Origin of the sequence: Streptomyces sp. Ru62, from assembly GCF_002920615.1 — a bacterium.
Lineage (GTDB): Bacteria > Actinomycetota > Actinomycetes > Streptomycetales > Streptomycetaceae > Streptomyces.
The window spans coordinates 13,957-31,791 of the sequence record NZ_PQSU01000006.1 but is presented as its reverse complement, the minus strand read 5'-3'; the positions used below and the strand labels follow the sequence as shown (position 1 = coordinate 31,791).

Genomic DNA, 17,835 nt, shown 5'->3' with positions numbered 1-17,835 from the left:
GCCGGTGACCGGCCGGTACTGCCCGCGGGCCACCCGTTGGACGATCGAGAAGAGGGCTGCCCTCATGCACCGTGCGCTGTGTCCGGTCGAGACGCTCTACGTGGGCCAGCGAAGCAGGGCCGTGCTGTCCTGCACCCTGCGCGGACGCGTCGACATCGAGGCGCTGACCGCCGCGTTCCGCGCCGTGACGCAGGCCAACCCGACCCTGCGCTCCCGCATAGTGGCGGACGGCACCGGCCATGCGCTGGCTCTGCTCGACGAGGCCGAGCGGCCTCGCCTGGAGACCCGAGCCGGAGAGCTGGCCGAGGCCTACGCGACAGAGCTGAACAGGCCCCTCCCGGTGGGCGGCCCGCTGTCGCGCGCGGTCCTCGTCAGCGCACCGGGCGGCACGGACCACCTGTTCGTCCTGGTGGTGGACCACACGGTGACCGACGGTCACAGCAGCATCACCCTGCACAACACGCTGTGGGACCATTACCGGTCGCTCGTCACCGACGAGCACCCGCAGTCCGTCCGGCCCGACGAGGCGGACGCCCCCGACTGGCCCGAGCCCGTCAGCACACTGCTCCCGCCGGCCGACGAGGCGGACACCGCCGCGTACCTCGACGCCCGCGTCACGCAGACGAAGCGGCACCCGGTCGAGCTGGTGCCCTACGACGCGGCACACACCCCGGACCAGGCGACGGCCGCCGGGGCGGGGGAGGGGCACATCGACGTGTGCCGGCTCACTCTGGACACCGAACACACCACACGCCTGCGCGAGAGGGCGCGGCAGGCCGGCGTGTCCGTGCACGCGCTCATCGCCGCGGCCCTGCTGAGCACGGCCCGACGGCGCTTCGAGGGTGAGGGCCCCCGCACCCTCGGCTGCCTGTCTCCCGTCGACCTGCGCTCCCGGCTGACGCCACCGCTGCCGGCGTCCGTCATGGTGCCGGCGGTCACCACGCATCTGCAGACTCTCCAGGTGGCCGCGAACTCCGACCCGCTGGATCTGGCGCGTACCGTCCACGCCCGGGTGAGTGACTTCATCTCCGGCGGCAGTCACTTCCACGAGATGCGCATCACCCCCGAGATCCCCCGCAACCCCGCGCTCCAACTGGCCACGGTGATCGTCACCAACATGGGTGTCGTCCCGGGACCCCGCCTGCCCGGCGACCTGCGGGTGGTCGACGTCCGCCTGGTGCCCGCCCGCGAGCACTACTTCCCGCAGGCCGGCCGCAGCCCCGTCATGGCGTGCGTGGTCTCCTTCGAAGGCCGCTTGGCCATCGAGTTCCCGCACTACACCGCCTGCTTCAGCCCGTCCTTCATGCGGGCCTTCCGCGACGAGGTGCTCGACGGCCTCCTCGCCTTCGCGTCCGCGGCCCGGCGTGAGCCCGCCACCGCCGACGCCGGCTGAACGCCACCCCACTTCCGCATCACGCCCGGTTGCCGTAAGGAGTTCTCCTGCGACATGTCCACCGTCAGCGAACTCGCCTCCCCCCTGACGCTGCTGCCGCGCGCCCAGTCGGGCGACGAGCACGCCATGAACCACCTGCTGAACCACATCACGCCCTACGTCACGCGGATCTGTCGCTCCATCACCCGTGACGACGCGGCCGATGCCACCCAGGAGGCGCTGCTGGCCATCTACCGCGGGCTGGGCCAGCTGCGCGAACCGGTGGCCTTCTACGGGTGGGTGCGCGCGGTGACGGTCCGCGAGGCCGTGCGCACCGCCAAACGCTTCGGCGAGGAACAGACCTGCGGGCAGGTCGAGTCGCAGCAGCAGGCGAACCCGTTGGACGCGGTGCACATCAGCGATGTGCTCGAACGTCTGTCGCGGGCGCACCGGCAGGTCCTGACCCTGCGTGCCTACGGTCTGAACGAGGAGGAGATCGCGGAGGTGCTCGCGCTGCCCGTGGGCACGGTACGGTCCCGCCTCTTCCGCGCCCGCCGCCGCTTTCAGGAGGCCTGGCAGCCCTCGGCGGCGTGAGCCGAGGGCACGACGACCTCCGGGGGGGGCAGGAGATGGCCCGCACCGTCCTTCACGGAGGCGGCCACGCCCTGATCCCACGGTGACCTCTCGATGGTGGCCGTGTGCGGCGCCTCCCAAGGGCGGCCGCAGGCGGCCGTACCACGAGGGCCGTGGCGTTCCTGACACCACGGCCCTCGTCCAGGGAGACTTCCGCGCCTAGGACTTGACGCGGTCCGGCCGTACGCGTGGCGGCCACTGGCCGGCGGCGAACATTCCCAGCGCGTGCGCACGAGAGACCAGCGCGGGGCGGTTGGGGGTGTCGAACCTCCGCAGCATCTGACCGATGCGGTACTCGATGCCCTGGCGGCTCAAGTACAGGCGGGAGGCCAGCTGCACCGTCGATTCGCCGCGTGCCACACCCTCCAGCACCTGCGCGTCGAGAGCGCTGAGCACAGGTGTGTCGCCGGCCGCCGGTGCGTCGTCCTGCTGCGGTGTGGGTGATGCAGGTGTGGGGGCGGCGGCGAGGCTGCGGAGAAGAACGACGACGCCGGACGTCTCACCGGACAGGCCGTGCACGGCGATGCCGGTGAGGTCCGCCCGGAAGAGTCCGCCGGCACCATCCTTGCCCATGACCTGCTCGGTGACTCGGGGCCGGCGGCCCGAGGAGAGAGCGAGGAACCGTTCCCGCAGCTGGGCGGGTGTGGGTGAGTGCACAAGGTCGAGGAGGCGATACCCGCGTATCTCTTCCGCGCTGAGGCCGAAGTGCCGGGCGAACTCCGGCTCCGCGGCCGTGATGACGAGGTCGCCGGACAGAGTGCGGGCCGTGCAGACGACCCGCGACGCGGGAGCGGGGTGTGAGCTGTTCGTGAGCGGGGCGCGGCGGAGGGGAGGGGCCGGGTGTGCGGTGGGATGGTGCTTGCGGGGCGAGGCGTCGGGGAAACTCGTGGTCGCCACGGACGTACCGTCCTTTTGCTGCGCGTAGTGGGGGCGGGGTGTGTGGTGCGGGACGGACCGGCGCGTAGGTGCCAGGGTGTCGGCGAGCGTCCGGCGCACAGGAGGGCCACCTCGTTGGCGGCCGAGGTCTGCTGTTCCGCGTGAGGGTGGGCTGGTGGGCGTGTGCGGAGGGTCCAGGACGGCTGGTCACGGAGGGCGAATGCGCCCGACGAGGTTCGGCCGATGGCCGGATAACGTTGTCACGGCCACTCGATCTCGCCAGCTGGCGTGCAGACCGATCGTGAACCGAGTGCGGCGAGCCGTAGGACGGACCTTCGCGTTGAGCCCGGTCGGGCGTGGCGCGGCACGGAGACCTCCATGAAACGAGTTGGGGGAATCGCGTCAGGACGGCACCTTCGAGGCTAAGGGGTGGCAACCCCCTTGGCAAGGGTTTGCCAGATGACCTGAGTCTCGTGCCAACTTCCCTGTCCGGAACAGTCGTTGTCGTGTCTGACGGCCACCCGTCGGCCGGTCGCCGGACAGCAACACGCCCACTGACCAGGTGAGTTGCTGCCCGGTTATCGCCTTGCCGCCCCTCAGTGGGATTCGTAAAGTGTTGACAACTCCAGATCTCCGATCGAACGGGCCGAGGAGCGGAGGTCTGGCATGCGTCACGGGAGCAGAGGTGGGAGATGCTCGAGCAGCCGCACTTCGGCCGTCGGCTCAAGAGGCTCCGGCTGGAGCGAGGCCTGAGCCAGGCAGGGCTCGTCGGCGACGGTATGTCGACGGGGTACCTGTCACGCCTGGAGTCGGGGGAGCGCCGGCCCACCGAACGCGCCACGGCATATCTCGCCGAGCGGCTGGGCGTCGACGCGTCCGCCCTCACCGCCCCTTCACCCCAGCGGTCCCTCACCTGTGAACTGGCGGCCGTGTTGTCGGCGCCGTCCGGCACCTGCGACATCGCGGCCCTCGGCAGGGCGGTCGACCAGCACGCGGACGACGATCCCGCCGCCCGCTGGCAGGCTCTGTGGTTGCTGAGCCGGGCGGCCGGCCGTCTCGGCGACTACCCGCAGGAGCGCCGGCATCTGCTGCAACTCCTTGAGCTGAGCGAGCTGTTGGAGGTGCCCGAACTGCGGGTACGGTCATACGTGCAGTACGCCCGTTGCATGCGCGCCCTGGGTGACATGCGCACGGCGGAACCGGCGGCCGCCCAGGCGTTCTCCCTCGCCCGCGCCGAGGAACTGCCCGTGTCCGACACCACGGCGGCCCTCATGGTGCTGATCGGCATCGAGACCGAGCTGGGCAGGCTGGACGTGGCCGCGCGGCACGTCGACGAACTTGAACGGGACTGGCTGCCCAGGACCGAACCGGCACAGGCGGCCGAGGGGTGGTGGACCGTCGCCATGGTCCGCAACCGCCAGGGTGACCACGTCTCCGCCCGGACCGGACTGGAAACGGCCCTGCGACTCCTTGAGGGCAGGGACGATCTGACCCTCTGGATCAGGCTCCGGGCCGCGGCCACCGCCGCCGCGCTGGAGATGTCACCGCCCCGACTGGCAGCGGCAGAGCGCTGGCTGACCGAGGCCACGTCCGTCGTGGACCTGATCGGCACGCCGGTGCAGATCCAGGAGCTGCGCGCGCTGCAGGCCCATCTGGCCTTCCACCGGGGCCGGACGGACGAGGCCCGCGCGATCAGCGGCACACTGCTGGCCGATGAGGACCTGCGTCTGTCCTACCGCGACCGGGTACGGCTGTCGGTCCTGGACGGTCGGCTGATGATCCTGTCCGGGCGTGTCGACGAGGGCATCGACCGCCTCCAGCGGCTCGGCCGTCAGGCGGCGGAGTCCCAGAACCTGGACCTGGCCGCGCACGTCTGGCAGTCCTTGGCCCAGACCCTGGCGGACCTACGCCTCCCGCCCACGGCGGACAGCGCTGACCCCACACCGCAGCCATCCGATCGAGGTGGCCGCGCCGGCCCGTGATGCGGTCCACCGCCGGCCCCGCCCTCCGCCCCCGCGCAGCCGGCCGACCGGCCCGGGAGAGACTGTCCAGCATCTCGTCTCGACGCGGAAGCCGCCGGCACGCACCGACGCCGCTTCGACACGGCAGTGCTTCGATCAGCTCCACGGGGCGATCTACCGCTGGGACGTGTGGGCAGCCGGCTACATGACTGCTCCGACGAAGCCTTCATGGACCTCCGCGCCGGCCTCATCGCCCAGGGCCGCCAGGGTGTGCTGACCGGACAGGTTGGTGACGCGGCTGGCTGGTGTTTGGCCGCTGATGCCGGTGTGGGGTCGGTGGTGGTTGTACCAGTCCAGCCAGTCGGGAAACGCTGCCTGCCGCTCGGCATCTGTGGTGTAGGGCCGCTGGTAAGCCCATTCCCGCCGCAAGGGCCAGCCGTCGTCCACGACACACCGGGCCAGACGCAGCCTGCCGGTCGGCGTCAGCGGGGCATTACGGTGGGACACGAGGGCCTCCTGCGGTCGGGCGTAGATGTCGCAATCCACACCGAACCCAGAAGGCCCTCATCTGTTCAAGCACCCAGCAGGCGTGTCACCAACGTCCCGGGACATCACAGCTAGGGCGTGTGTCGGAAGTGCTCTAGGTTGGCTGACGTGAGTGCGCGGGGGCGGAGTTACCGATACGTCGGACCGGTCGAGCTGAAGGCTGCGGTCCGGCCTGGCAGTGGCGGGTGCCGGATCAGCTCGGCAGCTGAGTTCGGCGACTGGATCGCTGGGCAATCGGCGGCGGAACTGGCCGAGCCGTTCACCTTCGTGGTCGGCGTGGACGGTGCGCTTCGGTTGGCGCCCCGACGGAGCGAGCATGTGGCCTGCGCTGGCGGAGCCATGGTCTTGAGTGCCGGCGAAATCAGTTTTGTGCGCGAGGCGGACCGGTGGGCCGTGAGCGAGGTCAGCAACCAGTCCACCGGGTATTGCCCCGGCATCGGCTCCTGGTCGGAAGTCGCTCGTGCTCTGGACGACGTAGGGCTCGAACGACCCTCCGGCTTCACCCACGAGGTGGTGTTCCGCCGGTGTCCTGGCTGCCAGGAGCACAACATCGTGCGCGAGGACGACTTCGTCTGCGTCTTCTGCGGCAGCGATCTGCCGGAGGTGTGGAACGTGGATCCCACCGCGTGATGGCCGCGGGTCACAGCCACTCGTTCATGGCCGCGACGAGGACGGTCGCCTCGTAGCGGATCGCGAGCTTGTCGCATCGCGTGGCCATGGTGCGGTTCCTCTAGGCGGTTGATCCCGCACTCCACCGCATGACGCCCGCGGTAGTCGACCGGGTTCGAAGCGCGGTGGCCGGCCACCGCGGGATCCGAGCCTTCTGCGGTTGTGCGCCTGGTCAGCCTTGTCGGGGATGGTGCAGCGGATCCCGCGGCGGCGCAGGTAGGCGCGGTTCTTGCGGGAGGCGTACGCCTTGTCCACGCGGACCCGGTTGGGGCGGGCGCGTGGCCGGCCCACCCCGATGCGCGGCACGCGGACCTTCTCCAGGACGGGCTCGAACTGCGGCGAGTCGCCACGCTGCCCGGCCGTGACCACGATCCACCTAGGCTTCTGACCTTGCTCGACAGCCAGGTGCAGCTTACTGATCATTTCAGATTGACGTGCCCAGGCGACGGAGGCAGATGAGGCAGCAGGCCAGTTCGAGCACGCCCTGGTGGAGGTCGGCCTGTCGTTCGTAGCGGGTGCGGAGCCGTGGGCAATGCTGCGTCGGGTCCCCGAGATGGTCACCGACAAACATCGGTTGTGAACGGCTGCGCGGTCCTGCGACGGTGCCGGTGTGCATTGCAGAGCGTCAACAAGGCTGACATCGAGGCGATCTTCGATCTCTTCGGCTGCGCCGGGCACGCTGCAATCGGCCGCCGGGAGACGACGCGAGCAGACGTGCGTGACCTGCTCGCGAGCCCCGGTCTGGATGTGGCGTCGCGGACGATGGTCGTGGAGTCGAAGGAGGGGCGGCTCAGCGGCTTTGTCGCCCTGCATCCGGCACCGCAGGCTGGCCAACTCCGGGCCCATCTGATCCTTGCACCCGCAGAGGGCGCTACGGACACGGCCCGAGCACTGCTTCACCTGCTCGACGAGTGGGTGCTACGGGACGCGCCACACCTCAACACCCCCGTGACCATGTTTCAGCTGCCCAGCTGCCCAGCTGCCCGGCCCATACGACTGCCCGCGCGGCCGCCTCCTGCGTGCAGTGGATCGACACCATCCCGGTCTTATGTATGCAATAGCCGTGACAGTTCGGGGCGGATCCGCTTGGCGAGGTATGCGTGGCCGGCGTTCGTGGGGTGCACATCGTCGCTTCCGATGAACTGGTGAGCGGATCCGGTGAACCACGCACGGTGCACTGGGGACAGGTGAGGCAGGTTGAGTTTCTCTGCCGCGGCCGAGACCGCCTCGTCGATCGGGTGCGAGCCGATCGGTCGCCGGAACGCGTAGATGGGCCCGATGACCAGAATGCGCGCGTGGGGCAGCCCTTCATGCAAACGGCGCAGGGTGTCTACCGCGGCGGCTCGGGTCTTCGTCGGGCTGGTGTCGTTGCGGGAGCCCTCGACCACGACCACGTCCGGCTTCGCGGCAATGGCCTGGTTGATCCGCTGTGTGTACGGCCGTCCGCCTTCTTGCCGGCCACCAGTGGTGTAGCCGGTGCCACCCTTGGCGTCGAGATTCAGCGTCAGTCCCAGTTGTTCAGCGACCAGTGAGGGCCAGCCGTGCGATCCTCTACCGCCCTGGGCGCTGCCGCCGGCAAGGCTGTCACCCAGGACATACAGCCTCAGATGTGGGGCGATGGCGTTGGCTTGAACGTTGACGCCTGCGGCCAGGAGGGAGCACAGCAGGCTCGCCAGCACCGTTGCGCGGCCTGTCAGCCGGACTGCACACATGCCCATGTTCTGAAGCTAATGCGCCTGACGGAGGTCTCACCAATGGGCTGGTCCGAATAGGGCACCGTGGGAGCGGCCACAGCGTGCACCGACCAGATGCGGGGCTTGTTGCCACTCGGCATGCCGAGTGCGAGTTCAGTAGACGATTCGCGGCCGTGGGCCGTCTGACGGCCCGACACCGTCCCATGGGGCCCTCAACGAAAACCGGCCCCTTTGTAGCGGTGTAATCCGTTCCGCGCCCACCTGCATGACTGCGGTCACTCGTGGGAGGGAGTTCCCGGCGCCGGTGTCCGGTGGCTGACGAGTCAGTCCGCAAGCTCACTGATGCGCGCTGTCCGCGGCGCAGAAATCGGTCCGTCGTCAGGGCGGACAGATACCGCTGCCTGCGCTTCAGGGGGCTGAGACCCCAGAAAGGAATCAGGGCCGGGTCCTGGTGACCTGGTTTCGGTGACGCAGCGTACTAACGAGCACCCCCCTTGTTATCGCAGTTGGCCGATTCCATTCAGGTCAGGAATCAAGCGGCCGCTCCATATTAGGAAAGGCAACAGGAGGTCACGCTCGGCGCTTTCAATGCGGCAGTGGATCTGTCCGGGTATGAGCGGCTTCACCGCTGCCGCCGCCCTCCATGGCTGTCGGCGCGTCCGGGCCTCCCGCTACAGCTACGGAATCGCCTTCCGTTCCCCATACGCAGGACAGCGAAGCCGGTACGCCACACGCGGGTGGCAACCCGGAGGGATCAGTACGCTCGCGGACAAGCTGACGACATCATGGGGGATCTCGTTCCTCCGACGGATACCTGTACGTGGCCACTGGCGACGCCTCGGAGCGCCACCTGGCCCAGGACAAGAAGTCGCTCTACGGAAGAATCCTGCGGGATACCAAGACCGGCGCCGCGGCCCCCGGGAACCCGTTCGGAAACCGCGTCTACAGCTACGGTCACCGCAATCCCCAGGAACTGGCCTGGGACCGCTGGCGACCACGCTGAGCGGCCGCCGACTGCGGCGGATGCCGATCGACGCCACCGGCCAGGACGTCGAACACGCCACCTCGGTCTACCACGGCACGTACGGCAGGCTGCGGGCGATCGCCAAGGTCCCCGGCGCCGACCAGCTCCGGATGGGCACAACCGACCAGGGCACCGGCAAGGACCGCATCCTCAAGGTGACCATCAAGTAGAGACTGGAATCGGTCCCGAGAGCCAGTGGGGGCGCGTAATCAAGCAGAACATCTCGGCGACCAGATCGATCGCCGGAACACGAAGGAGCACACAGAGCTGTCGCAGCGCGAGCTGACCGCCCTCGTGCGGGCGGCACCAACCGTGCACCTGGAGCCGCCCACCGCCCCGAGCAGGCGAGCCCAGGAAGGAGACTGGGTCCGAGACGGTCGCGGCGCTGCGGGGCTTGATCCGCTCGTGTGTGTTTGTTCGCAGGTGGTGGCGGCTACTCGGCATCGGAAGCCTGCAGTCGCAGTGAGGGACGGCGTCGACGGGACCGCGCAGAGGCAGACGGGCAAGGGGTTGGTCGCGATGACCGTCGCGCCACAGCAGGGCGGCGGAGGCGGTACCAGCGGCCTCTACGACGTCCTGGAACTCATTCTCGACCGGGGGCTGGTGATCGACGCGTACGTGCGGGTCTCCCTTCTCGGAATCGAGATACTCAAGATCGAGGTACGGGTCGTGGTCGCGAGTGTCGACACCTACCTCCGTTTCGCCGAGGCGTGCAACCGCCTCGATCTGGAAGCGGGGCCGGGCAAACCGGCCGGGCTCACGGAGCTCACGCAGTCCGGCGCCCGCGGCAAGAGCAAGCCGGCCCTGCCCGGCGCCCAGGATTCCGGCGCCTTCCAGCAGGCGGGCCGGGAGCGTCGAGGCGACCGGGCCGCGCGCGGAAGAGGGGAATGACAGATGAGCATCTACGTCTACGGGATCATCCGCGCCCCACAGTCCCCCGTCCACGAGGACCTGGAGGGCATCGGAGACCCTCCGCGGCCGGTACGGGTGCTGCGCCGGGGCGAGCTGGCCGCGCTCGTCAGTGACGCCCCCGATCAGTTGCGGCCCAAGCGCCGTGATCTCCTCGCCCACCAGCGGGTACTGGCAGAAGCCGGGGCGGGCGGCGTGGTGCTGCCGATGCGGTTTGGCAGCGCCTCCCCAGACGACGATACGGTGACCCGGGTGCTCGCCGAGCGTGCGGAGCACTTCCTGGAGCGGCTGCGGGCACTGGACGGCACAGCGGAGTACAACATCAAGGCCACCCACGACGAAGAGGCCGTTCTCCGCCTGATCATGGCCGACCACGACGACATCCGGGCCGTGGCGGCAGCGAACCGCGAGGCCGGCGGTGGCACGCAGGAAGAGAAGATTCGGCTTGGGGAAATGATCGCCGCCGCCGTCCAGGCACGCGAGGCCACTGACGCACAGCTGCTAGAGCAGGCGCTACAGCCGATGGCCAAAACAGTCAGCACCGGCCCGCCGAGCACCGGCTGGCTGGCCAATGTCTCCTTCCTGGTGGACCGCGGTTCAGCAGAGCGATTCCTGGCGGCGGTCGACCAATTCCACCAGGAGCACCCCCACCTCGAACTACGAGTCAACGGCCCGCTGCCGCCGTACAGCTTCGTCGACACCCCCTCGTCCCAGCAGGCCGAAGGCGGTACCGCGGAAGCGTTCGGAGCCGCGGCAGCCCAGCCAGACGGGTAAGGAGCTGCGAAGCCTCAGCAACGGCAACCACCCGTTGCGTGTGATGTCCGTTGGGCCGGGGCGTATCCCTGAGCACCTCCATCCAAGCGCCGTCGGTTTCTGGCCGCGCTGTACGCGTCGCCACCGCTGGTCCGCGCCGCCGAGCCGGGCCCGCCGCGACGAGCAACCGCGAAGCGATAAGGGGTCAGACGGTCCAGGATCGCAGTTGGCGGCCGATCATGCCGACTCCCAGAGTGCCGGACGCGGCATCGCGCACCAGAGAGACGGCCTCTTTGGGCGGGTAGTCGAGCCGGTGTCCGTTCAGGGCCAGGTAGGCCTCGGTGGAGTGCCAGGCGAACGCGTCGTTGGAGTGCTCCAGGCATGGCAGTCTCGCCAGTGTCTGGAGCAGCGCGGCTGCCTTGAGGTACACCGATCCGTAGATGTCGCGTTCCATCGCCCTGGCGTTGACCCGGCCGGCCGCCGCGTAGAGCGGCCCGTAGTCGTCCACCTGGGGATCACCGGGCAGCAGCTCCGCGGCGTGCAGCAGGAAGGCGACGTCCAGCGGGTGGAGCGGTTCGTTCTGCGTCACGCGGCGTGGCCCCGCTCCTGCTGCTTTTCAAGATCACGCCGCGCCTGAAGCTCGGCCTCGCGCTGCGGCGCACCGGAACCGGCTGCGCCGGCCTCCTCGGCGAACGCGTCACCGCTGTGCGACATCGACGCCCTGAACGCCTCAAGGAAGCGCTCCTCCACGGCGGTGGCCCGGGCGTAGGCAGCCGAAAGGATGTATTCCTGCAGGCTGACGCCCTCCTGCTTCGCAGCGGCCTCGATCGCGGCACGCTGCGCTGGATCGGGGAAACGCAAGTTCATGGCCTTGGTCATGGTACCGATGGTATCGCCGGTACCACTGCCTGGACAGGCCCCAAGCCCAGGACTGCCGTCAGGCGCGCCGTGATGCCTGACGACACCGCGGCGCTGACCTCTGCCCGGCTCGTGCCTGTCCGCCTGTCGTTCGCGGTCTTCCCCGCCAGCGACTGCCCGACCGTCGCGCCCGGCCGCGCCCCGCCCGCCCGGCCCGGCGCAGGCTGGGAGGCGTGATGCGGGTACCGATCGTCGTGCACCGGCCCTCCCTCCCAGGCGGCCGGAGAGTCAGCGTGCACCGCCACGGCCAGGGCGAGGTCCTCGGCACCGCCTACAGCGACCACGACCTGGTGGTGTTCCTCGAGTGCATCGGCGTCGCCGACCCCGATGCACTCCTGGACGACCCGCAGTGGGTGGAGTGGCGCGGTGGTCCCGCTCCCGAGTTCAGCCCTGACTGACGTGGCAGGCAGACACTGGTGCCTGCCGCCTGTTCTGACTTACGCCTGGCCGTCGGGTCACGGCGGTCCCTTCGCTGGTCATCGATGCTGAGGTAGCGGATCACCGGTCTACGGGGGTCGGGTGGCACTGCCCGCCCCGGACCGGGCCGGGCGCCATGATGGCACTCGACGGCGGCGGGTGCTGGCCAGAAGGGTTGCGCGGCCAGAGGAGGCAATTCCGTAACCGTCTGACCCACTCTCGATCACGCCACTCTCCCCGCGCCTCACCTGATCGCCGAGACCAGACAGGATGAGTCCACCATCCACCTGTGACCCGGGAGCACTTCTTCCTCGGGCTCGGTACTCAAAGGACCCACCCTTGTTCCATCACCGGACAGCGCCCCTGCCCCTGGTGCTCTTGGCCGTGACGCTCTCAGCATGCGCCTCGAACCAGCCCCCACCACCGAAGAGCAGCACGCAGGTAGTACGCGATCGGCTGGCCGCAGCCGACGACGCCCCGTACTCGGCTGCGCTCAAAGCCGTCACTCAGTCAGGGCCCAGACGACTCCAGCTCATGGAGGGGCGGGTCAACCTCAACGCGCCTTTCACGGGTCGCACGACAGACACAACCGAGGCGTACACCGAGGACGTCGTGATCACCCCGCAGAAGGTGTACCGGCGCGCCAGCGGAACTCATGGGGTGTGGCAGGAGTTCCCTGCATCGGCGGCAAAAGGAGGTATACCTGCGGACCGACTTCCGCAGTACGTGCGGCTCATGCTCGGTCACAGCGCCTCCGTGCACGGCGGGAGCGAGCCCTTGCGGGTATCGGCCCGCCTCACCCCGAAGGACATCGAGTCGGTGGACAGGACCGTCGGACGCAACCTGCGCCCCGCGACCGCAATCGACGCCGACGCATGGATCAACGACGAGGGCCGAGTCGTGCGTGTACGCCAGAAGATCCACTTCGCGTCCGAGTCCGACATCGAAGCGACGCTCACGCTCACCGACTTCAAGAGCTCCATGCCGGTGAACGCCCCCGTTGCATCCTGAGCGTCAGCCAGGCCACTGCGCGGACTGCTGCGCCCCGTAGCTGTCGACGGGCACGTCAAGGCCGAGCACCTGCCTGGCAAAACGCGCCAACTGCAACGCTCAGTCACACGGCCCGGTGCAGACGCAAGCCGCCTTCAACGCCATCTACCACGCGCTCGCCGCATCCCGCCCCCGCGACACCACCGCCCTGCGCCGCTGCCTGCTGCGCCTGCCCTTAGGGCTGTGGTGGCACCCCTACTGGCAGACCGCCCCCTCGGTGCAGAGCAGCGGCCGCACCGCGCCGATGACACGGGTGATGCTGGGGCGGTCGACGCCGAACCAGCAGGCCGGCATGTCGTGCGTGGTGGCGTGGCGGAGATGCACGAGCGTGGCCAGGACCCGGCAGACGACCACCAGGTAGTGCTTCGCTCCCGCGCCCCACAGCTCGCTTGCGTGGCCTGGGCGCAAGCTTGGCCTGGTGCCGAACGTGCCAGAAGGGCCTAGCTGAGCAACGAGTGCAGCATCACCCCAGCCGACAGAGCCGTGAAGTTCTGGTCACTGATGATCGCGGCACGAGACGCGTTCCCCACCACACGACCAACGATCGACGATCAGGAGCTCGACGTCTCACCGACAACTGTGCATGAGCTCGTTAGTCGACGACCTCGATCGTGACGCCGAACTGACGCCGCACGTCGTCGGCGAACTCCTGGCTTCCCCGTGGGGGAATCACGTGATGCCACCAGGCGAGTGCCTCTGGGGCGGCAAGCCGGATCCCCGCGGTTGCGATCTCGCGGAACCGTTCGTCCATGGCCCGCACCGCACGTGAGAAGTCGTCATAGCCCGGCAAGCCTCGCAGCGCACGGTGTCCTTCAGCTCAGGATTGATGCTGTCGAACACGGGTGCTTCCAGCAGCGGACGCGTGCTACGAGCAAAGACCAGGTGACCCGAAAATCCCACGGCTTCCTCCTTCAAGACGTTGCGCGCACCTTATGGGCTGCCACCGACACAGCAGGCTTGGGCCGGCTCAGCTTCTGAGCCGGCGGTAGCCGATGAGGGCGGCGGATATGCCGACGAAAGCGAGGAAGTGCTCGGCCTTGCGCTCGTAGCGGCGGTGCAGGCGTCGGCATCCGGCGAGCCAGGACACGGTTCTCTCGACGACCCAACGGTGACGGCCCAGCCGTGTCGGGGACTCGACGCTTTTGCGAGCGATCCGGTGGCGGATGCCCCTCTTGCACAACCATCGCCGCAGGTGGTCGTAGTCGTAGCCCTTGTCGGCATGGAGCTTGGCGGGACGTCGGCGACGCGGACCGCGCCGGGACCGGATGGGCGGGATCCCGCGAACCAGCGGCTTCAGACCGAGGCTGTCGTGCATGTTGGCACCAGAGATGCCCAGCGACAGGGGCAGTCCATTCCGGTCTGTGATCAGGTGGATTTTCGACCCCAGCTTGCCGCGGTCGGTCGGAATCGGTCCGGTCAGCGGCCCCTTTTGCCGCCCGCACACTGACGGAGTCGATCGCGCACCGCGACCAGTCCAGCTCACCTCTGGCACCGAGTGCGTCCAGGATGACACGGTGGAGCCGGGCCCAGACTCGATCCCGGCTCCACTGGGCGAAGCGCCGGTAGACGGTGGGCCAGGCAGGGCCGAACACGGGCGGCAGCTGCCGCCATGTGCAGCCCGACGTGGCCACGAAGATGATCGCCGCCAGGGCCTCGCGGTCGCCGGCCCGTCGCCGGCCACCACCCCGCGGGCGTTTCACCTCCGTCGGCGGCACAACCTGCCGGAACAGCACCCATAACTCGTCCGGCACTAAACGCTCAACCAGATCCCTCGTGCACGGCTCAACGAACGATCACACCATAGGAAACGACCTCGTGGACCGCGTTTGAGATCGGGCATGGGACGATCCCTCGGTGATTCGAGCCCTGAACCGTGACCGCTCCCTTGAGGAGCTGGAGAACGACCGTTGGCCGGCCCCGCCGGGCGACGTGACTCGCCTTGTGGCGACCGCGCACGCCCTTCGGCGTAAGCCGATCGGCGAGCTGACAGTTGAGGACCTAAGGCTGCTGATCAGGCAGAACGAGGGCCTGCCCTACCTCCTGCCGCTGGCGTTGGAGGTCCTGCGGCTGGATCCGGTGGCGGAGGGTCACATGTATGAGGGTGATCTGCTGGCCGCGGTGCTGAGCAGGAGTCCAGAGATCTGGAGCGAGTCACCCGAGCTCGGGCGTGAGCTTCGCCTGATCGTCTCGGATCTGAGCGATCTGACACCGGAACTCAAGCACGAGGTGGAGCGGTTTCTGGCTCTGTAGCACGCCAACGGCACCGCCCTGCAGGTGCCCAGTCCGGGGCACCGTTTACGAGACCTGTTGTACGAGCGGTCGCGGACCGGGCCGCCTCGCGGGACATCAGCGGGTGAGACGACGAACCATGACACCGATCATCGCTCATCGGATCATGGACTCCGCGTGGGCCGGACCAGGGCGTGTCTCAGAAGTCGGTGACCTGTCCGGTCGGCCGTCCGGGGAAGTCACGGGCGGCCATCCAGATGGTGAGGACGCGGGCGATGTCGTTGATACCGCTCGCCGTGGTGACCTCGTGCTCGTTGCGGGAGGCGTCACGGCGGACGATCTCGTAGCCGCCTTCATCGAGGACGGCCACGGAGGTGAACCAGACGGGGTCGTCCTCGTCGGGCTGGACGACCACGAAGGTGTTGTCGGAGTCGTTGAGGTCGCTGATCATCATGAACAGCGCGTCCTCGGAGGGGTCGTCGATGCGGTCGCCGTTCTCGCTGTCGGCGCCGTAGTACTGGGCCCCCATCGTTGCCTTCCCCTCACCTGTTCGCCTGGTCGCGGTCAGCATGGCATGAGGAGCCGACACCTCAGGCCAGTCACAGCCATTCGCCGATCGCGGCGATCATGACGGTGGCTTCGAAGCGGACGGCGAGTTTGTCGAACCGGGTGGCGACCGCCCGGTTGCGCTTGAGCTGGTTGATCCCGCACTCGACCGCGTGCCGGGCCTTGTAGTCCTCGCGATCGAAGGCCGGAGGCCGCCCGTCGGCCTTCCTCCGACGCTTGCGGTGGGCGGCCTGGTCAGCAGGCTCCGGGATCGTGCATCGGATTCCGCGCTTTCGCAGGTAGGCCCGGCTGGCGCGGGAGGAGTACGCCTTGTCACCTCGCATTCGCAGCGGGCGGACACGGGGACGGCCCGGTCCGGTGCGGGGCACCCGGATGGCATCCAGGACGGCGGCGAACTGGGGACTGTCACCTCGCTGACCCGCGGTGACCAGCAGAGACAGCGGCCGTTGGCCTTGCTCGCAGGCGAGATGGATCTTGGTGGTGAAGCCTCTCCGTGACCGGCCCAGACCGTGGTCGCCGGGCTCGGTGCGGGTGCCGCCCGGCGGTTCCTCCTGGGCCTGTCCGTCACGGCGGGCGCCGGCGGCGTGCTGATGGGCCCGGCAGATCGTGGAGTCGACGTTGACCTTCCACGTGATCAGCCCGTCCGCGTCCGCCCGGACCTGCAGCCGGGTCAGCAGTTCGGGCCAGGTGCCCGTCGCGTTGCCAGCGGCGGAAGAGTCCGTAGACGGTCTGCCACGGCCCGTACTCCTGCGGCAGATCTCTCCATGGAGCACCGGTCCGCACCCGCCATCGGATCCCGTCTATCAGCTTCCGCCGGCCCCACGACGGCCGCCCCGGCACCGCGACCGGTAACAGCGGCTCCAGCACAGCCCACTGACCGTCAGAGAGATCCCCTCGCCCCACACCGCGATCATCGCGATGCGGGACGAGGAACAGAGCCGACTTTCAAAACACGGCCCCAGAACCTGCCGATCAGGCAGGCCCCCGCAAGCGTCGGGGGATGTCTGGCGGGCGGCCTGCGGCCTTCGACCGTGATCTTGGGCATGTGACTGAAGCCGCCCGCGAGAGCGAGCCGCTGCCTACCCGGGAACCTGATCAACTCCAGGGCGTACCGGGGAACGGACGCCCCGGACCGTTGCCCGGCGTCACGATCCGTACCGACGGTGCAGGGCTCTGGCCACCAGCAGTCTGGTCCCCCGTGCTCGGGGTCGGCGCGAGTCCGGTGGCCCAGAGCTGGTCGACACGCGCGCGCTCGGTGGCGTTCGGGTAACGGTTCGTGCAGGACGGGCCGGGGCCGCCGCCCGACATCAGCTCACTGCACGGCCCGCTGTAGTCGTCCGGCAGCCCCAGCACGTGTCCGGTCTCGTGAGTGACGACGCGGATCGAGTCGTCCTGCTGGTTCTGGGCGTAGTCGAGGAAGACGGAGCCCTTTCCGTGGCCATCGGTGTCGGCGTGGGACCCCCGCGGATCGTTGCCCTCGTAGTAGGAGAAGTCGGCACCGCTCGAAGCCTCTTCGAGCTTGACGTTGGACTCGGAGCTGTTCCAGATCGAGGCCGCGCTCGATATCTGTGAACGGAAACTCGGCGCCTTGGAGGCGTCGTAGTAGAGGGTCACTGCCTGCGCGCCGGGCTGGGCGGCGCGTTTCTCGGCGACCGACTTGAGCACAGCCTCGAAAAACGCCTTGTTGTTCGCGGCTCCCTCGGCCGACCCGTCATACCGCGCCATGGAGGTACCGGCTGAAGCGGACGGGGTGGCGGCCGGCGTTGCGCTCGCCGGTACTGCCGCGCCCAGCGCGCTGGAGGCCAGACCCAGGCCGAGAGCGAGGGAGAGGAGTCTCGGGGACGTTCGGGGCAATTTCACGTGGGGGCTCCTGCTCACTCGGTGACGTCGAGCGCCGCAGTGCGCGGTCGAGTCGGCGTGAACACCGGTTCTCAACTGGGGCGACGTCCTGTGGGTCGTCATTCTTAGAACGGCTCGACAGGGTGCGCAACGGGTCTCGCCACTACGTCGCCTCGTAGGCCCCAGGACCTCGCCAGGGCAGCGCGCAGACCCCCGCTCGGAACATGGCGATGGGAGGACAAGCTGTCACGACGTCAGAAGCCGTACAGCACGGTGCAGCTGGTATGCAGGCCGACCGGGCGGAGTTCCAGACGCACGACAGAATCCACATTCACGCCAAAGCGGATATAACTCCAGATATCCCCCACGCCGCTTCTA

General features: G+C 68.8%; 23 protein-coding genes and 2 pseudogenes. 12 read left to right on the top strand and 13 right to left on the bottom strand.

Annotated features, from left to right (window positions below; translation table 11 throughout):
* The first annotated feature begins 64 nt into the window (after positions 1 to 64).
* Positions 65 to 1,393, top strand: coding sequence for a condensation domain-containing protein (locus C3492_RS09835; protein ID WP_103811347.1), 1,329 nt, complete (start codon positions 65 to 67; stop codon positions 1,391 to 1,393).
* A gap of 54 nt (positions 1,394 to 1,447) precedes the next feature.
* Positions 1,448 to 1,966 carry an RNA polymerase sigma factor gene (locus tag C3492_RS09830; RefSeq protein ID WP_103811346.1) on the top strand — a complete coding sequence of 173 codons (519 nt, stop codon included), beginning with the start codon at positions 1,448 to 1,450 and terminating at the stop codon, positions 1,964 to 1,966.
* Positions 1,967 to 2,164: 198 nt separating this feature from the next.
* Here C3492_RS09830 and C3492_RS09825 read toward each other — a convergent pair whose 3' ends face one another.
* Complete coding sequence (locus C3492_RS09825) at positions 2,165 to 2,902, bottom strand: PAS domain-containing protein (protein ID WP_103811345.1); 738 nt, start codon at positions 2,900 to 2,902, stop codon at positions 2,165 to 2,167.
* Between the two features lie 671 nt (positions 2,903 to 3,573).
* On the opposite strand from C3492_RS09825, the gene C3492_RS09820 reads away from it, so the two are divergent.
* Positions 3,574 to 4,863 (top strand): helix-turn-helix domain-containing protein, encoded by a 1,290-nt coding sequence (locus C3492_RS09820; RefSeq protein ID WP_103811344.1) that lies wholly within the window; start codon positions 3,574 to 3,576, stop codon positions 4,861 to 4,863.
* Between the two features lie 249 nt (positions 4,864 to 5,112).
* Here C3492_RS09820 and C3492_RS09815 read toward each other — a convergent pair.
* Positions 5,113 to 5,262: pseudogene (locus C3492_RS09815) on the bottom strand (integrase core domain-containing protein); the annotation flags it as partial.
* Between the two features lie 234 nt (positions 5,263 to 5,496).
* Between C3492_RS09815 and C3492_RS09810 the strand changes: the two are divergent.
* Positions 5,497 to 6,018: a hypothetical protein gene (locus C3492_RS09810; protein WP_103811552.1), complete on the top strand. Its 522-nt coding sequence runs from the start codon at positions 5,497 to 5,499 to the stop codon at positions 6,016 to 6,018.
* Positions 6,019 to 6,042: 24 nt separating this feature from the next.
* Here the strand turns inward: C3492_RS09810 and C3492_RS09805 are convergent, their stop codons facing one another.
* The 3 genes and pseudogenes from C3492_RS09805 to C3492_RS09795 all read right to left on the bottom strand — a co-directional run bounded on the left by C3492_RS09805 (position 6,043) and on the right by C3492_RS09795 (position 7,775).
* Positions 6,043 to 6,480, bottom strand: a complete 438-nt coding sequence (locus C3492_RS09805; RefSeq protein WP_258055588.1) for a transposase — start codon at positions 6,478 to 6,480, stop codon at positions 6,043 to 6,045.
* A gap of 1 nt (position 6,481) precedes the next feature.
* Positions 6,482 to 6,583, bottom strand: a pseudogene (locus tag C3492_RS09800) (IS5/IS1182 family transposase); the annotation flags it as partial.
* A 520-nt stretch (positions 6,584 to 7,103) separates the two neighbouring features.
* The gene (locus C3492_RS09795) at positions 7,104 to 7,775 is read right to left on the bottom strand and encodes an SGNH/GDSL hydrolase family protein (protein WP_103811343.1); all 672 of its coding nucleotides are present in this window, start codon (positions 7,773 to 7,775) and stop codon (positions 7,104 to 7,106) included.
* A gap of 796 nt (positions 7,776 to 8,571) precedes the next feature.
* Here C3492_RS09795 and C3492_RS45525 point away from each other — a divergent pair.
* The 4 genes from C3492_RS45525 (at position 8,572) to C3492_RS09780 (ending at position 10,458) form a co-directional block, all read left to right on the top strand.
* On the top strand, positions 8,572 to 8,754 hold the full coding sequence (locus C3492_RS45525; protein ID WP_258055587.1) for a PQQ-dependent sugar dehydrogenase: 183 nt from the start codon (positions 8,572 to 8,574) through the stop codon (positions 8,752 to 8,754).
* A gap of 20 nt (positions 8,755 to 8,774) precedes the next feature.
* A complete protein-coding gene (locus tag C3492_RS45520; RefSeq protein WP_258055586.1) occupies positions 8,775 to 8,945 on the top strand; it encodes a hypothetical protein in 171 nt (56 codons plus the stop codon).
* Between the two features lie 349 nt (positions 8,946 to 9,294).
* A complete protein-coding gene (gvpJ, locus tag C3492_RS09785) occupies positions 9,295 to 9,666 on the top strand; it encodes a gas vesicle protein GvpJ (protein ID WP_103811551.1) in 372 nt (123 codons plus the stop codon).
* Positions 9,667 to 9,669: 3 nt separating this feature from the next.
* Positions 9,670 to 10,458 (top strand): GvpL/GvpF family gas vesicle protein, encoded by a 789-nt coding sequence (locus C3492_RS09780; protein ID WP_103811342.1) that lies wholly within the window; start codon positions 9,670 to 9,672, stop codon positions 10,456 to 10,458.
* A 184-nt stretch (positions 10,459 to 10,642) separates the two neighbouring features.
* On the opposite strand, the gene C3492_RS09775 is transcribed toward C3492_RS09780, so the two are convergent.
* The gene (locus C3492_RS09775; protein WP_103811341.1) at positions 10,643 to 11,026 is read right to left on the bottom strand and encodes a fic family toxin-antitoxin system, toxin component; all 384 of its coding nucleotides are present in this window, start codon (positions 11,024 to 11,026) and stop codon (positions 10,643 to 10,645) included.
* Positions 11,023 to 11,316, bottom strand: coding sequence for a DUF1778 domain-containing protein (locus C3492_RS09770; RefSeq protein ID WP_258055585.1), 294 nt, complete (start codon positions 11,314 to 11,316; stop codon positions 11,023 to 11,025). The genes C3492_RS09775 and C3492_RS09770 overlap by 4 nt, the downstream gene beginning before the upstream one ends.
* Positions 11,317 to 11,388: 72 nt before the next feature.
* On the opposite strand from C3492_RS09770, the gene C3492_RS44535 reads away from it, so the two are divergent.
* The 3 genes from C3492_RS44535 (at position 11,389) to C3492_RS09760 (ending at position 12,783) form a co-directional block, all read left to right on the top strand.
* Positions 11,389 to 11,532 carry a hypothetical protein gene (locus C3492_RS44535; protein ID WP_181140294.1) on the top strand — a complete coding sequence of 48 codons (144 nt, stop codon included), beginning with the start codon at positions 11,389 to 11,391 and terminating at the stop codon, positions 11,530 to 11,532.
* Positions 11,532 to 11,753 carry a hypothetical protein gene (locus tag C3492_RS09765; protein ID WP_374938335.1) on the top strand — a complete coding sequence of 74 codons (222 nt, stop codon included), beginning with the start codon at positions 11,532 to 11,534 and terminating at the stop codon, positions 11,751 to 11,753. Before C3492_RS44535 ends, C3492_RS09765 begins: the two co-directional genes overlap by 1 nt.
* A gap of 553 nt (positions 11,754 to 12,306) precedes the next feature.
* Positions 12,307 to 12,783 (top strand): hypothetical protein, encoded by a 477-nt coding sequence (locus C3492_RS09760; RefSeq protein WP_258055584.1) that lies wholly within the window; start codon positions 12,307 to 12,309, stop codon positions 12,781 to 12,783.
* 234 nt (positions 12,784 to 13,017) lie between these two features.
* On the opposite strand, the gene C3492_RS45515 is transcribed toward C3492_RS09760, so the two are convergent.
* The 3 genes from C3492_RS45515 to C3492_RS09745 all read right to left on the bottom strand — a co-directional run bounded on the left by C3492_RS45515 (position 13,018) and on the right by C3492_RS09745 (position 14,588).
* A complete protein-coding gene (locus tag C3492_RS45515) occupies positions 13,018 to 13,116 on the bottom strand; it encodes a transposase family protein (protein WP_258055621.1) in 99 nt (32 codons plus the stop codon).
* A 298-nt stretch (positions 13,117 to 13,414) separates the two neighbouring features.
* Positions 13,415 to 13,573 (bottom strand): hypothetical protein, encoded by a 159-nt coding sequence (locus tag C3492_RS44530; protein ID WP_181140293.1) that lies wholly within the window; start codon positions 13,571 to 13,573, stop codon positions 13,415 to 13,417.
* A 216-nt stretch (positions 13,574 to 13,789) separates the two neighbouring features.
* Positions 13,790 to 14,588, bottom strand: a protein-coding gene (locus C3492_RS09745) for an IS5 family transposase (protein WP_219822066.1) whose coding sequence is annotated in 2 segments (ribosomal slippage) — positions 13,790 to 14,249 and positions 14,248 to 14,588 — 801 coding nt in all. Because the reading frame shifts where the segments join, the coding sequence is not laid out codon by codon here.
* Positions 14,589 to 14,676: 88 nt separating this feature from the next.
* On the opposite strand from C3492_RS09745, the gene C3492_RS09740 reads away from it, so the two are divergent.
* A complete protein-coding gene (locus tag C3492_RS09740) occupies positions 14,677 to 15,072 on the top strand; it encodes a contact-dependent growth inhibition system immunity protein (protein WP_258055583.1) in 396 nt (131 codons plus the stop codon).
* A 178-nt stretch (positions 15,073 to 15,250) separates the two neighbouring features.
* On the opposite strand, the gene C3492_RS09735 is transcribed toward C3492_RS09740, so the two are convergent.
* The 3 genes from C3492_RS09735 to snpA all read right to left on the bottom strand — a co-directional run bounded on the left by C3492_RS09735 (position 15,251) and on the right by snpA (position 17,478).
* The gene (locus C3492_RS09735) at positions 15,251 to 15,622 is read right to left on the bottom strand and encodes a hypothetical protein (protein WP_181140292.1); all 372 of its coding nucleotides are present in this window, start codon (positions 15,620 to 15,622) and stop codon (positions 15,251 to 15,253) included.
* 28 nt (positions 15,623 to 15,650) lie between these two features.
* A protein-coding gene (locus tag C3492_RS09730) for an IS5 family transposase (RefSeq protein ID WP_103811335.1) occupies positions 15,651 to 16,521 on the bottom strand; the annotation gives its coding sequence in 2 pieces (ribosomal slippage) (positions 15,651 to 16,310 and positions 16,312 to 16,521; 870 coding nt in all).
* Between the two features lie 192 nt (positions 16,522 to 16,713).
* The gene (gene snpA / locus C3492_RS09725) at positions 16,714 to 17,478 is read right to left on the bottom strand and encodes a snapalysin (RefSeq protein ID WP_258055582.1); all 765 of its coding nucleotides are present in this window, start codon (positions 17,476 to 17,478) and stop codon (positions 16,714 to 16,716) included.
* Positions 17,479 to 17,835 lie beyond the last annotated feature (357 nt).

Excerpts from the sequence above, each read along its gene's own strand:
- C3492_RS09770 (WP_258055585.1), bottom strand. The coding sequence starts at position 11,316 with ATGACCAAGGCCATGAACTTGCGTTTCCCCGATCCAGCGCAGCGTGCC.
- C3492_RS09795 (WP_103811343.1), bottom strand. The coding sequence starts at position 7,775 with ATGGGCATGTGTGCAGTCCGGCTGACAGGCCGCGCAACGGTGCTGGCG.
- C3492_RS09820 (WP_103811344.1), top strand. The coding sequence starts at position 3,574 with ATGCTCGAGCAGCCGCACTTCGGCCGTCGGCTCAAGAGGCTCCGGCTG.
- C3492_RS09835 (WP_103811347.1), top strand. The coding sequence starts at position 65 with ATGCACCGTGCGCTGTGTCCGGTCGAGACGCTCTACGTGGGCCAGCGA.
- C3492_RS09780 (WP_103811342.1), top strand. The coding sequence starts at position 9,670 with ATGAGCATCTACGTCTACGGGATCATCCGCGCCCCACAGTCCCCCGTC.
- C3492_RS09735 (WP_181140292.1), bottom strand. The coding sequence starts at position 15,622 with ATGCTGACCGCGACCAGGCGAACAGGTGAGGGGAAGGCAACGATGGGG.
- gvpJ (WP_103811551.1), top strand. The coding sequence starts at position 9,295 with ATGACCGTCGCGCCACAGCAGGGCGGCGGAGGCGGTACCAGCGGCCTC.
- C3492_RS44535 (WP_181140294.1), top strand. The coding sequence starts at position 11,389 with ATGCCTGACGACACCGCGGCGCTGACCTCTGCCCGGCTCGTGCCTGTC.
- C3492_RS44530 (WP_181140293.1), bottom strand. The coding sequence starts at position 13,573 with ATGGACGAACGGTTCCGCGAGATCGCAACCGCGGGGATCCGGCTTGCC.
- C3492_RS09760 (WP_258055584.1), top strand. The coding sequence starts at position 12,307 with ATGGAGGGGCGGGTCAACCTCAACGCGCCTTTCACGGGTCGCACGACA.
- C3492_RS09805 (WP_258055588.1), bottom strand. The coding sequence starts at position 6,480 with ATGATCAGTAAGCTGCACCTGGCTGTCGAGCAAGGTCAGAAGCCTAGG.
- C3492_RS45520 (WP_258055586.1), top strand. The coding sequence starts at position 8,775 with ATGCCGATCGACGCCACCGGCCAGGACGTCGAACACGCCACCTCGGTC.
- C3492_RS45515 (WP_258055621.1), bottom strand. The coding sequence starts at position 13,116 with ATGCCGGCCTGCTGGTTCGGCGTCGACCGCCCCAGCATCACCCGTGTC.
- C3492_RS09765 (WP_374938335.1), top strand. The coding sequence starts at position 11,532 with ATGCGGGTACCGATCGTCGTGCACCGGCCCTCCCTCCCAGGCGGCCGG.
- C3492_RS09830 (WP_103811346.1), top strand. The coding sequence starts at position 1,448 with ATGTCCACCGTCAGCGAACTCGCCTCCCCCCTGACGCTGCTGCCGCGC.